This window comes from Pseudomonas sp. 1912-s (assembly GCF_029269205.1).
GTDB lineage: Bacteria > Pseudomonadota > Gammaproteobacteria > Pseudomonadales > Pseudomonadaceae > Aquipseudomonas.
On sequence record NZ_JARIXR010000003.1, the window covers coordinates 54,432 to 66,213 of the forward strand.

General features: G+C 62.1%; 10 protein-coding genes and 2 pseudogenes. 7 read left to right on the forward strand and 5 right to left on the reverse strand.

The annotated features are described in order from the left end of the window. Positions 1-43: 43 nt before the first annotated feature. Positions 44-1,606, forward strand: coding sequence for a phospholipase D family protein (locus tag P3C29_RS04970; protein ID WP_201126249.1), 1,563 nt, complete (start codon positions 44-46; stop codon positions 1,604-1,606). On the opposite strand, the gene P3C29_RS04975 is transcribed toward P3C29_RS04970, so the two are convergent. Together P3C29_RS04975 and P3C29_RS04980 are read right to left on the reverse strand one after the other, a co-directional pair. Further along, on the reverse strand, positions 1,603-2,745 hold the full coding sequence (locus P3C29_RS04975; RefSeq protein WP_275964014.1) for an MFS transporter: 1,143 nt from the start codon (positions 2,743-2,745) through the stop codon (positions 1,603-1,605). The two genes, P3C29_RS04970 and P3C29_RS04975, sit on opposite strands and share 4 nt — an antisense overlap. A 156-nt stretch (positions 2,746-2,901) precedes the next feature. Then, a complete protein-coding gene (locus tag P3C29_RS04980) occupies positions 2,902-4,395 on the reverse strand; it encodes an aldehyde dehydrogenase (RefSeq protein WP_275964015.1) in 1,494 nt (497 codons plus the stop codon). A gap of 230 nt (positions 4,396-4,625) precedes the next feature. On the opposite strand from P3C29_RS04980, the gene P3C29_RS04985 reads away from it, so the two are divergent. Then, positions 4,626-4,988, forward strand: a complete 363-nt coding sequence (locus tag P3C29_RS04985; RefSeq protein WP_275964016.1) for a cupin domain-containing protein — start codon at positions 4,626-4,628, stop codon at positions 4,986-4,988. A gap of 71 nt (positions 4,989-5,059) precedes the next feature. Here the strand turns inward: P3C29_RS04985 and rpmG are convergent, their stop codons facing one another. Further along, a complete protein-coding gene (gene rpmG, locus P3C29_RS04990) occupies positions 5,060-5,215 on the reverse strand; it encodes a 50S ribosomal protein L33 (RefSeq protein WP_003176906.1) in 156 nt (51 codons plus the stop codon). An 11-nt stretch (positions 5,216-5,226) separates the two neighbouring features. After that, the gene (rpmB, locus tag P3C29_RS04995; protein ID WP_003213263.1) at positions 5,227-5,460 is read right to left on the reverse strand and encodes a 50S ribosomal protein L28; all 234 of its coding nucleotides are present in this window, start codon (positions 5,458-5,460) and stop codon (positions 5,227-5,229) included. 458 nt (positions 5,461-5,918) lie between these two features. On the opposite strand from rpmB, the gene P3C29_RS05000 reads away from it, so the two are divergent. Further along, positions 5,919-7,511 carry an ABC transporter substrate-binding protein gene (locus P3C29_RS05000; protein WP_201125696.1) on the forward strand — a complete coding sequence of 531 codons (1,593 nt, stop codon included), beginning with the start codon at positions 5,919-5,921 and terminating at the stop codon, positions 7,509-7,511. Between the two features lie 24 nt (positions 7,512-7,535). Continuing rightward, positions 7,536-7,622, forward strand: a pseudogene (locus P3C29_RS32630) (outer membrane lipoprotein carrier protein LolA); the annotation flags it as partial. Positions 7,623-7,626: 4 nt separating this feature from the next. Here P3C29_RS32630 and radC read toward each other — a convergent pair. Continuing rightward, complete coding sequence (gene radC / locus P3C29_RS05005) at positions 7,627-8,301, reverse strand: DNA repair protein RadC (RefSeq protein WP_169386834.1); 675 nt, start codon at positions 8,299-8,301, stop codon at positions 7,627-7,629. A gap of 130 nt (positions 8,302-8,431) precedes the next feature. Here radC and coaBC point away from each other — a divergent pair, with 130 nt between their 5' ends. The 3 genes and pseudogenes from coaBC to P3C29_RS05020 all read left to right on the forward strand — a co-directional run. After that, positions 8,432-9,640, forward strand: coding sequence for a bifunctional phosphopantothenoylcysteine decarboxylase/phosphopantothenate--cysteine ligase CoaBC (gene coaBC, locus P3C29_RS05010; protein WP_010168193.1), 1,209 nt, complete (start codon positions 8,432-8,434; stop codon positions 9,638-9,640). A gap of 5 nt (positions 9,641-9,645) precedes the next feature. Beyond that, entirely contained in the window at positions 9,646-10,101 is a 456-nt protein-coding gene (gene dut / locus P3C29_RS05015; protein ID WP_003213270.1) for a dUTP diphosphatase, read from the forward strand. A 297-nt stretch (positions 10,102-10,398) separates the two neighbouring features. Continuing rightward, positions 10,399-11,775 (forward strand): annotated as a pseudogene (locus P3C29_RS05020) (phosphomannomutase/phosphoglucomutase); the annotation flags it as partial. Between the last annotated feature and the right edge of the window lie 7 nt (positions 11,776-11,782).

Consider the following 11,782-nt stretch of genomic DNA (forward strand, 5'->3'; position numbering starts at 1 on the left):
GTCATATGCCGACAACCGCCCTGATTCGGAACCCATGTCATTGATGACCCAACGGCTATTACCGTTTTTCCTGCTGGGCATCCTGGCCCTGGGCGGCTGCGCCACCCTCGACTCGCCGCGTACGCCCAGCGAGGCGCTGCCGGCAAGTGAGTCGTCATTCGGCCGCTCGATCCAGGCCCAGGCCGCGCCCTACAAAGGCCGCTCCGGGTTCCGCCTGCTGCCCAACAGCAGCGAAGCCTTCATGGCCCGCGCCGAACTGATCCGCAACGCCCAGACCAGCCTCGACCTGCAGTACTACATCGTCCACGACGGCATCAGCACGCGGATGCTCGTGGATGAGCTGCTCAAGGCCGCCGACCGTGGCGTGCGCGTGCGCATCCTGCTGGACGACACCACCAGCGACGGCCTGGACCAGATCATAGCCACCCTCGCCGCCCACCCGCACATCCAGATCCGCCTGTTCAACCCGCTGCACCTGGGCCGCAGCACCGGCGTAACGCGGGCCATGGCACGGCTGTTCGACCTCTCGCTGCAACACCGGCGCATGCACAACAAGCTGTGGCTGGCAGACAACAGCGTGGCCATCGTTGGCGGGCGCAACCTGGGGGATGAGTATTTCGACGCCGAACCCAACCTCAACTTCACCGATATCGACATGCTCAGCGTGGGCCCGGTGGCCGAGCAACTGGGCCACAGTTTCGATCAGTACTGGAACAGTGCCCTGAGCAAACCCATCGGTGACTTCGTCAGCAGCGCCTCCAAAGGCGACCTGGCCAGCGCCCGCGTACGCCTGGAAGACTCCCTGGCCGAATCGCGCCAACAAAACCATGCCCTGTACAACCGCCTGCGCACCTACAAGACCCAGCCGCGCATGGACATCTGGCGCCGTGAGCTGATCTGGGCCTGGAACCAGGCGCTGTGGGATGCGCCGAGCAAAGTGCTGGCCAAGGCCGATCCGGATCCCCGGCTGCTGCTCACCACCCAGCTGGCACCGGAGCTGGAAGGGGTCAGCCATGAGCTGATGATGATTTCGGCGTACTTCGTACCGGGGCAACCTGGCCTCGTGTACCTGACCGGCCGTGCGGACGCCGGCGTCTCGGTGAGCCTGCTGACCAATTCCCTGGAAGCCACCGACGTGCCAGCGGTGCACGGCGGTTATGCGCCCTATCGCAAGGCGTTGCTGGAACACGGGGTAAAGCTGTACGAATTGCGCCGCCAGCCGGGAGACGGAGGCGGCAGTGGCCCTCATCTGTTCCGCAAAGGCACCTTCCATGGCTCGGATTCCAGCCTGCACAGCAAGGCGATCATCTTTGACCGGGAGAAATCCTTCATCGGCTCCTTCAACTTCGACCCGCGCTCGGTGCTGTGGAACACCGAAGTCGGGGTACTGGTAGACAGCCCGGAGCTGGCAGAGCACGTGCGCAACCTTGCCCTGGAAGGCATGGCGCCGCCATTGAGCTATCAGGCGAAACTGCAGGATGGCCAGGTGGTCTGGGTCACTGAAGACAACGGCCAACTGCACACCCTGACCCGCGAACCGGGCAGTTGGTGGCGCCGGTTCAATGCCTGGTTCGCCACCAGCGTGGGCCTGGAGCGCATGCTCTAGGCCGGCTGTGCAGCGCCGAATGCACCTTGGCGGAGCAGCAGAACCACCAACCCCAACGCCCCCGCCGCCATCAACAGCGGCAAGGCATGCCCGCTGATCCACTGGCTGCCAGCACCGGCCACCAACGGCCCGATCAGGCAGCCAATGCCCCACAGCTGCGCGATGTGCGCATTGGCGCGCACCAGCGCGTCGTCACGGTAGCGCTCGCCAATCAGGATCAGCGACAGGGTGAACAAGCCACCGGCACTGGCGCCAAACAGCACCCATACGGGCCAGATCATCAGCGTATCCAGCAACAGCGGGATCGCCAGACTCGTCGCCAGCAGCATCAGTACACAGCCGAGAAACAGCGTGCGCCGCGGCAGGTAGTCCGCCAGTGCACCAATCGGCAGTTGCAGCAACGCGTCACCGACCACCACGGTGCTGACCATCGCCAGGGCGATCTCGGCGGTGAAGCCCTGCTGCAGGCAATACACCGGCAGCAGCGTAAGAATCATCGCCTCGAATGCGGCGAATAACGCCACCGCCCAGGCAATCGCCGGCAAGCCCCGGCAGAAACGCAGCAAGTCGCCGAAGGTCACGCTGAAGGACTCGGCAGTCGGCGCGCCGGATCGGCCCAGCAGCAGGATCGGCGAGAACGTCAGCAGGCCAACGCCTACCCAGAAGCCGATGTCGTTATCCGTACCCAGCGCGCCCAGCAGCAACGGGCCCGACAGTTGGCTCAAGGCATAACTGCAGCCATACAGCGCCACGAGCCGGCCGCGCCAGCGCTCGATCACCAGTTGGTTGATCCAGCTTTCGCCGAGGATAAACACGATGGTCAGGATCACCCCGATCATCAGCCGCAGCACCAGCCACACCGGGTAGCTGGGCAGAACCGCCAGCAATCCGATGGAAATCGCCCCGCCCCACAGGCACAGGCGCATCAGGTTCGCCGTGCCCAGGCGCGAGGCCAGGCCGCTGGAAACCTTGGCCCCGAGCAGTACACCGAAGGCCGGCATGGCGGCCATTACGCCGATGGCGAAGCTGCCGTAACCCCAGCTTTCCAGGCGCAGGGACACCAGCGGCATGCTCACGCCCAGTGCCAGGCCCACGCTCAAGACCGACGCCAACACGGCGAAATAGGTCGCCCAACGCATTTCCACGCTCCTGTGGATTATTTGGAGATCACACAAAACAGTGTGGGAGCGGACTTGCTCGCGAATGCGGTGTACCAGTCAATACATCAGCGACTGTGATACCGCATTCGCGAGCAAGCCCGCTCCCACATTTTTTACAGCGGTGTTTCTGGAAGCTTACAACTTGATCCAGGTCGCCTTCAGCTCGGTGTACTTGTCGAACGCGTGCAGCGACTTGTCGCGGCCGTTACCCGACTGCTTGAAACCACCAAACGGTGCGGTCATGTCGCCGCCATCGTACTGGTTGACCCACACGCTGCCGGCACGCAGTGCCTTGGCGGTGAGGTGTGCCTTGGAGATATTCGACGTCCACACCGCAGCAGCCAGGCCGTATTGGGTGTCGTTGGCGATCGCAATGGCTTCTTCCACGCTGTCGAAGGCAATCACCGACAGCACCGGGCCGAAGATTTCTTCCTGGGCGATCTTCATGGCGTTGGTCACGCCGTCGAAAATCGTCGGTTCGACATAGGTGCCGCCGCTTTCCTGCAACGTGCGCTTGCCACCGGCCACCAGCTTGGCGCCATCGGCATGCCCGGCCTCGATGTACGACAGCACGGTGTTCATCTGCTGGGTATCCACCAGCGCGCCGACCGTGGTGGCCGGGTCCAGCGGGTTGCCCGGCTTCCAGGCCTTGAGGGCCTCGATCACCAGCGGCAGGAATTTATCCTTGATGGAGCGCTCTACCAGCAGGCGCGAACCGGCGGTGCACACTTCGCCCTGGTTGAAGGCGATGGCGCTGGCGGCGGATTCAGCGGCGGCTTGCAGGTCCGGGGCATCGGCGAACACGATGTTCGGGCTCTTGCCGCCGGCTTCCAGCCAGACGCGCTTCATGTTCGACTCGCCGGAGCGAATCAGCAGTTGCTTGGCGATCTTGGTGGAACCGGTGAACACGAGGGTGTCGACGTCCATGTGCAGCGCCAAGGCGTTGCCCACAGTGTGACCATAACCCGGCAGCACGTTGAACACGCCTTTCGGGATCCCGGCTTCAACGGCCAGGGCCGCGATGCGGATGGCAGTCAGCGGCGACTTTTCAGACGGCTTGAGGATCACCGCGTTACCGGTGGACAGCGCCGGCCCGAGTTTCCAGCAGGCCATCATCAACGGGAAGTTCCACGGCACGATGGCCGCGACAACGCCGACGGGCTCGCGGGTCACCAGGCCCAGTTGGTCGTGGGGGGTGGCGGCGACTTCGTCGTAGATCTTGTCGATGGCCTCGCCGCTCCAGCTCAGGGCTTGCGCCGCGCCGGGAACGTCGATGTACAGGGAATCGCTGATCGGCTTGCCCATGTCCAGGGTTTCAAGCAGGGCCAGCTCTTCGGCGTTGGCCTTGAGCAAGCCGGCAAAACGGATCATGGTGGCTTTGCGCTTGGCTGGTGCCAGGCGCGACCACGCACCGGAATTGAAGGTGGCGCGGGCGTTTTCAACAGCGCGCTGGGCGTCGGCGACGTCACAGCTGGCAACGGTTGTCAGCAGGCGGCCATCGACCGGGCTGAGGCATTCGAACGTGTCGCCGGAAACGGCGGCGGTGTATTCGCCATTGATGTAGGCACGGCCTTCGATCTTCAGATCCTTGGCGCGTTGTTCCCAGTCGGCACGGGTCAGGGTGGTCATGCGAGTGTCCTCCTCTTATTGAATACAAGGGCCGGGCGATGTACCCAGGCACCTTCGAAGAATTCTTGCCCGGCCAGCCAGCTGTTCGGCTCAAGGCACCTGCCACCCTAAACCAGCGACGATGGATGTTTCAATATATTTGACATAACGCCAGCAAACGCCCTTGCGATGTTCATTTTAATAAACATAGACTTTGGGCTCTCCAACCGCAGGCCAGACGGGACACGCCCATGAACATCCAGAATATCGTCGACTTCAGCCAGGCCAGGACCGAACCTGACCGCTACCGTCCGGCCGCGGAGAAAATCCTCAAGGGCGACCCCGAGCAAACCGTCTACAACCACTACAACAGTCCGTGCGGCCAAATGAGCGCCGGAGTCTGGGAAGGTGAAGTCGGGCAGTGGAAGGTCAACTACACCGAGCATGAATACTGCGAGATCGTGCAGGGCGTCTCCGTATTGCGTGACGCCGACGGCAACGCCAAGACCTTGCGGGCCGGTGACCGCTTCGTCATCCCGGCCGGTTTCACTGGCACCTGGGAAGTGCTGGAACCCTGCCGCAAGATCTACGTGGTGTTCGAAGAAAAGGCCTGATCAATTCTTCAGGCACAAAAAAAAGCCCGCATCGTGAGATACGGGCTTTTTTTCACAAGAAAGAAAACCAATTACTTGATTTTGCCTTCTTTGTAGATCACGTGCTTGCGAACGCGCGGGTCGAACATTTTCTTTTCGAGCTTGTCCGGGGTAGTACGCTTGTTCTTGTCGGTAGTGTAGAAGTGACCAGTACCGGCGCTAGAGATCATTCGAATCAATTCACGCATGATTTAGCTCCTTAGATTTTGCCGTCGCGGCGCAGTTCGGCCAGCACGACAGTGATGCCACGCTTGTCGATAACACGCATGCCTTTGGCAGATACGCGCAGACGGACAAAACGTTTCTCTTCTTCAACCCAAAAGCGGTGATGCTGCAGGTTTGGCAGGAAACGACGACGGGTTTTGTTGTTTGCGTGGGAAATGTTATTCCCAGTCACCGGACCCTTACCGGTAACTTGACAGACTCTCGACATGCCTCAGCCCTCTAAAACCACATGCCCAACCCGGCATGGGTTGGCCGCTTAATCTCTCAGTCATTTGGCGCCAGGCGCCGCGTTTCTTTAGGGTCTTACCGGCTACACCTACTAGCGAAGGAACCGGGCCCCTAGAAAAGAGCGCTGCTTTATACCAGAAAGACCCCAGTGCAACAACAGGCCGTGTGTTTTTCCACGCGTAAATCCAGGCCATGGACGCCTGAACCGTTGCCAGGGTGGGCCGCTATAGAAGCTAACCGCTCGTCGCACAGAATGATTTACAGCGCCTGCGCGCACTGCAAAGTGCCCGGCAAAACGACCTGAGGCGCCATCAAAACAGTATTTGAGGCAAAAGCACAGGCAAAAATGGGCTAGTCATTTGTCAATCAGCCCACTACGGTAGGACTTTTCCAGACTGCACTCGCAGATGGGCCTTCGATCTGCAAAGGAAACCGAATATGCGCCTCGCTGCCCTACCGCTATTGCTAGCCCCTCTTTTTATTGCTGCACACGCCCAGGCGGCTACCACCTTGAGCGTCTGCACCGAAGCCAGCCCCGAAGGCTTCGACGTGGTGCAATACAACTCGCTGACCACCACCAACGCCTCGGCAGACGTATTGATGAACCGCCTGGTGGACTTCGACGCCACCAGTGGCAAGCTGGTCCCCAGCCTGGCGGACAGCTGGGAAGTGTCGCCGGACGGCCTGACGTACACCTTCAAGCTGCACCCGGACGTTAAATTCCATCGCACCGACTACTTCACCCCAAGCCGCAGCCTGACCGCCGAAGACGTGCGCTTCAGCTTCGAACGCATGCTCGACCCGGCCAACCCGTGGCACAAGGTCGCCCAGAGCGGCTTCCCACACGCCCAATCCCTGCAACTGCCGACGCTGATCAAGAAGATTGACGCTCTCGACCCGCTGACCGTGCGTTTTACCCTGGACCACGCCGATTCGACCTTCCTCGCCGCCTTGAGCATGGGCTTTGCCTCGATCTACCCGGCGGAATACGCCGACAAACTGCTCAAGGCCGGCACACCCGAGAAGCTCAACAGCCAGCCTATCGGCACCGGGCCGTTCATTTTCGGGCGCTTCCAGAAGGACGCGTCGATTCGCTACAAGGCCAACCCGGACTACTTCGCCGGCAAACCTGCGGTGGATAACCTGATCTTCGCGATCACCCCGGACGCCAACGTGCGCCTGCAGAGATTACGTCGCGACGAGTGCCAGATCGCCTTGTCGCCCAAGCCACTGGACATCGACGCCGCCAAGAAAGACGCTGACCTGAAGATCGAGAAAACCGCGGCCTTCATGACTGCGTTTGTCGCCATCAACAGCCAGCACCCGCCGCTGGACAAGCCGGAAGTTCGCCAGGCGATCAACCTCGCCTTCGACAAGGCCAGCTACCTCAAGGCCGTATTTGAAGGTACCGCCGAAGCCGCCAACGGCCCCTATCCGCCCAACACCTGGAGCTACGCCAAGGACTTGCCGGGCTACCCGCAAGACATCGCCAAGGCCAAGCAGCTACTGGACCGCGCCGGACTCAAGGACGGCTTCAAGACGACCATCTGGACCCGGCCGTCGGGCAGCCTGCTGAACCCCAACCCGAGCCTCGGCGCGCAGTTGCTGCAAGCGGACCTGGCCAAGGTCGGCATCCAGGCTGAAATTCGCGTGATCGAGTGGGGCGAACTGATCCGCCGCGCCAAGGCGGGTGAGCACGATCTGCTGTTCATGGGCTGGGCCGGCGACAACGGCGACCCGGATAACTTCCTCACGCCGCAGTTCTCCTGCGCGGCAGTGAAGTCCGGCACCAACTTCGCCCGCTACTGCGACCCGGCGCTGGACAAGCTGATCAGCGCCGGCAAGACCACCAGCGAACAGGGGGTGCGCAGCAAGCTGTATCAGCAGGCCCAGGCGCAGATCCAGCAACAGGCACTGTGGCTGCCACTGGCGCATCCGACCGCGTTCGCCCTGACTCGCAAGAATGTCGAGGGGTACCAGGTGAGCCCGTTCGGGCGTCAGGATTACTCGAAAGTCAGCGTCAAGCCATAATCCTGGCCCCCTGTAGGAGCGAGCTTGCTCGCGAAGGTCGTCAACGATAACGCGGGAAACCCGAGACCCAACGGTGACCTCAGGTTTTTCGCGAGCAAACTCGCTCCTACAGGCCCTACATCCACCCATATTCCGCCATCGACAGCGGGTCACCCTCCCCCACGATGATGTGGTCCAGCACGCGCACGTCCACCATCTCCAGAGCCTTTTGCAGCACCCTGGTCATTTTTCGATCAGCGATGCTGGGCTCGGCGCTGCCGGAAGGATGGTTGTGGCACAGGATCAGGGCGGCGGCGTTGTAGTCCAGGGCGCGCTTGACCACTTGCCGGGGGTAGACCGTGGCGGTGTCGATGGTGCCTTGAAACAACTTCTCGAACCCCAGCACCCGATGTTTGGAGTCGAGGAACAGGCAGCCAAATATCTCGTGAGGCTCATGGCGTAACAGCGCCTTCAGGTAGTCGCGCACGGCCTCCGGGCTTTCCAGCACCGAATCGCAGCGCAGGCGCTCAGCCAGATGGCGACGGGCCATTTCCAGCACAGCCTGGAGCTGGGCGAACTTCGCCGGCCCCAACCCCAGGTGCTGACTGAACACCAACTGCCGTGCCTCCATCAGTGCCCGCAGGCTGCCAAATTGCGCCAGCAGGTGCCGCGCCAGGTCGACGGCACTTTTACCGGCCACCCCGGTGCGCAGGAAAATCGCCAGCAATTCGGCATCGGAAAGACTCGCCGCCCCCAGCTCCAACAGCTTCTCCCGCGGGCGCTCGGCCGCAGGCCAATCACGAATACTCATGGCACCTCCGTGTGCATGTGCGCCGCTGTTGCATGGCGGACGCTGTGGTATCTTAGGCCATCTTTTTGCGTGCGATTTCACCTGGGGAGGGGGCATCGCAACGCCATCACTGAACTGGAAAGGCAAGCCAATGCAGCGTCTGTATCGGAAACGCATCGTTCTCGGCGTCGGCGGCGGCATTGCCGCCTACAAGAGCGCAGAGCTGGTTCGCAGGCTCCTGGACCAAGGCGCCGAAGTGCGCGTGGTCATGACCCGTGGCGGCAGTGAATTCATTACCCCGCTGACCATGCAAGCCCTGTCCGGCCACCCGGTTCACCTCGACTTGCTGGACCCTGCGGCCGAAGCCGCCATGGGCCACATCGAGCTGGCCAAGTGGGCCGACCTGGTGCTGATCGCCCCGGCCACCGCCGACCTGATCGCCCGCCTGGCCCAAGGCATTGCCGACGACCTGCTGACGACCCTGGTGCTGGCCACCGACGCCACCGTCGCCATCGCCCCGGCCATGAACCAGGCCATGTGGCGCGACCCGGCCACCCAGGCCAACACCCAGCTCCTGCAAAGCCGCGGCCTCAAGGTCTTCGGCCCGGCCTCCGGCAGCCAGGCCTGCGGCGACGTGGGCATGGGCCGCATGCTCGAAGCCACCGACCTCGCCCAATGCGCCGCCGACTGCTTCCAGCACCTGGCGCTGACCGGCAAGCACGTGCTGATCACCGCCGGCCCGACCCAGGAAAACATCGACCCGGTGCGCTACATCACCAACCATAGCTCAGGAAAAATGGGCTTTGCCCTGGCTGAAGCGGCGGTCGAGGCAGGCGCCCGGGTAACCCTGATCACCGGCCCGGTGCATCTGCCAACGCCGGATCGCGTCACCCGAATCGACGTAGTCAGCGCCCGAGACATGCTGGCGGCCTGTGAAGCGGCGATTCCCTGCGACCTGTTTATCGCCTCGGCAGCGGTAGCGGACTACCGCCCCGAAGTGGTTGCGCCGCAGAAACTCAAGAAAGACCCTACAAGCGGTGACGGCCTGCTCCTGCAAATGGTCCGCAACCCGGACATTCTGGCCACCATCGCCACCCGTGAGGACCGTCCGTTCAGCGTTGGTTTCGCCGCCGAAACCGAGCATTTGCTGGACTACGCCGCACGCAAATTGAAAGACAAAAACCTCGACCTGATTGTCGCCAACGATGTCGCCAACCCGAGCATCGGCTTCAACAGCGAGGAAAACGCCATCAGCGTGATCGACCGCGAGTTGCACGCCACCGTTTTCGCCCAGACCAGCAAGGGCAAGATTGCCCGCCAACTGATCTCATTTATCGCCCTACGGCTGAACCAGGTTTAATTTCCATGCACGCTTTGCAAGCCAAGATCCTCGACCCACGCATCGGCAACGAATTCCCGCTGCCGGCCTACGCCACTCCGGGCTCCGCCGGCCTCGACCTGCGCGCCATGCTCAAGCAGGACACCGTGCTTGAGCCGGGCCAGACCATTCTGATTCCCACCGGCCTGTCGATCTACGTGGGCGACCCTGGCCTGGCGGCGCTGATCCTGCCGCGCTCCGGCCTGGGTCACAAACACGGCATCGTCCTCGGCAACCTGGTCGGCCTGATCGACTCGGATTATCAAGGCGAGTTGATGGTGTCGTGCTGGAACCGTGGCCAGACCGCGTTCAACATCGCCGTCGGCGAGCGCATTGCCCAACTGGTGCTTGTGCCGGTGGTGCAGGCGCACTTCGAACTGGTCGAAGAGTTCGACGAAACCCAGCGCGGTGCAGGTGGCTTCGGGCATTCCGGCAGCCACTGACTAAGCTGAACTGACTTAGCAGAACCAAGCCGGGTGCCTCACCCGGCCTGACGCCAACGCATGGCCTTTCAGGATGAAGAATGCGCGGAACTTATCAGCAAGATTTCCCCAGTGAAATCAGGGCATTAAGCGGGCGAAAGAGCGGTGCTTCGGCGCCGATGGCACTTTTGCACCACGAACTCTATGCCAAAAACGCCGTCTTACCCTTCAGTTTGAGCCTGCCGGTCAGCACCCTTGAGGCCAGCCCCGCCCTTTTCAGATGGAGTTCCCCCCGCAATGAGCAATGCAGCCCGAGTCGCCCCGACATTTCCCGACAGCATTTTCCGCGCCTATGACATCCGTGGCGTGGTCCCCAAGACCCTGACCGCCGAGACCGCCTACTGGATCGGCCGCGCCATTGGCTCCCAGAGCCTGGCGCAGGGCGAGCCTGACGTTTCCGTGGGCCGTGACGGCCGCCTGTCCGGCCCCGAGCTGGTCGAGCAACTGATTCAGGGCCTGGCCGACAGCGGCTGCCATGTCAGCGACGTGGGCCTGGTGCCGACGCCTGCGCTGTACTACGCGGCCAACGTACTGGCCGGCAAGTCGGGCGTGATGCTCACCGGCAGCCACAACCCGTCGGACTACAACGGTTTCAAGATCGTCATCGCCGGCGATACCCTCGCCAACGAACAGATCCAGGCCCTGCACACGCGCCTGAAGACCAACGACCTGACCAGCGGTGCCGGCACCATCACCAAGGTTGAAATTCTCGATCGTTATTCGGACGAGATCACCCGCGACGTCAAACTCGCCCGCCGCCTGAAAGTGGTGGTGGATTGCGGCAACGGCGCGGCCGGCGTGATCGCCCCGCAACTGATCGAAGCGCTGAATTGCGAAGTGATCCCGCTGTTTTGCGAGGTCGACGGCAACTTCCCCAACCACCACCCGGACCCGGGCAAGCCTGAAAACCTGGTAGACCTGATCGCCAAGGTCAAGGAAACCGGCGCCGACCTGGGCCTGGCGTTCGACGGCGACGGCGACCGCGTCGGCGTGGTGACCAACACCGGCAATATCGTGTTCCCTGACCGCCTGCTGATGCTGTTTGCCCGCGACGTCGTGGCGCGCAACCCGGGCGCCGAGATCATCTTCGACGTCAAATGCACCCGCCGCCTGACGCCGCTGATCAAGGAATACGGTGGTCGCCCGCTAATGTGGAAGACCGGTCACTCGTTGATCAAAAAGAAAATGAAGGAAACCGGCGCGCTGTTGGCCGGCGAAATGAGCGGCCACGTGTTCTTCAAGGAACGCTGGTTCGGTTTTGACGACGGCATTTACAGCGCCGCCCGTCTGCTGGAGATCCTCAGCAAGGAAAAATCCACCGCGGAAGACCTGTTTGCAACCTTCCCGGATGATATTTCTACGCCTGAGATCAATATCCATGTGACCGAAGAGAGCAAATTCAGCATCATTGACGCACTGCACGATGCGCAATGGGGCGAAGGCGCCAACCTGACCACCATTGACGGCGTGCGGGTCGATTACGCCAAAGGCTGGGGCCTGGTTCGCGCATCCAACACCACACCGGTGCTGGTGCTGCGTTTCGAGGCGGATTCCGAGGCTGAGTTGCAGCGCATCAAGGACGTGTTCCACGCCCAGCTGAAACGTGTTGCCCCTGATCTCCAATTACCGTTCTGATTTTTTG

Excerpts from the sequence above, each read along its gene's own strand:
- rpmG (WP_003176906.1), bottom strand. The coding sequence starts at position 5,215 with ATGCGTGAATTGATTCGAATGATCTCTAGCGCCGGTACTGGTCACTTC.
- rpmB (WP_003213263.1), bottom strand. The coding sequence starts at position 5,460 with ATGTCGAGAGTCTGTCAAGTTACCGGTAAGGGTCCGGTGACTGGGAAT.
- coaBC (WP_010168193.1), top strand. The coding sequence starts at position 8,432 with ATGCAGCGTCTGTATCGGAAACGCATCGTTCTCGGCGTCGGCGGCGGC.
- dut (WP_003213270.1), top strand. The coding sequence starts at position 9,646 with ATGCACGCTTTGCAAGCCAAGATCCTCGACCCACGCATCGGCAACGAA.
- P3C29_RS04980 (WP_275964015.1), bottom strand. The coding sequence starts at position 4,395 with ATGACCACCCTGACCCGTGCCGACTGGGAACAACGCGCCAAGGATCTG.
- P3C29_RS04970 (WP_201126249.1), top strand. The coding sequence starts at position 44 with ATGACCCAACGGCTATTACCGTTTTTCCTGCTGGGCATCCTGGCCCTG.
- P3C29_RS04975 (WP_275964014.1), bottom strand. The coding sequence starts at position 2,745 with ATGCGTTGGGCGACCTATTTCGCCGTGTTGGCGTCGGTCTTGAGCGTG.
- radC (WP_169386834.1), bottom strand. The coding sequence starts at position 8,301 with ATGAGTATTCGTGATTGGCCTGCGGCCGAGCGCCCGCGGGAGAAGCTG.
- P3C29_RS04985 (WP_275964016.1), top strand. The coding sequence starts at position 4,626 with ATGAACATCCAGAATATCGTCGACTTCAGCCAGGCCAGGACCGAACCT.
- P3C29_RS05000 (WP_201125696.1), top strand. The coding sequence starts at position 5,919 with ATGCGCCTCGCTGCCCTACCGCTATTGCTAGCCCCTCTTTTTATTGCT.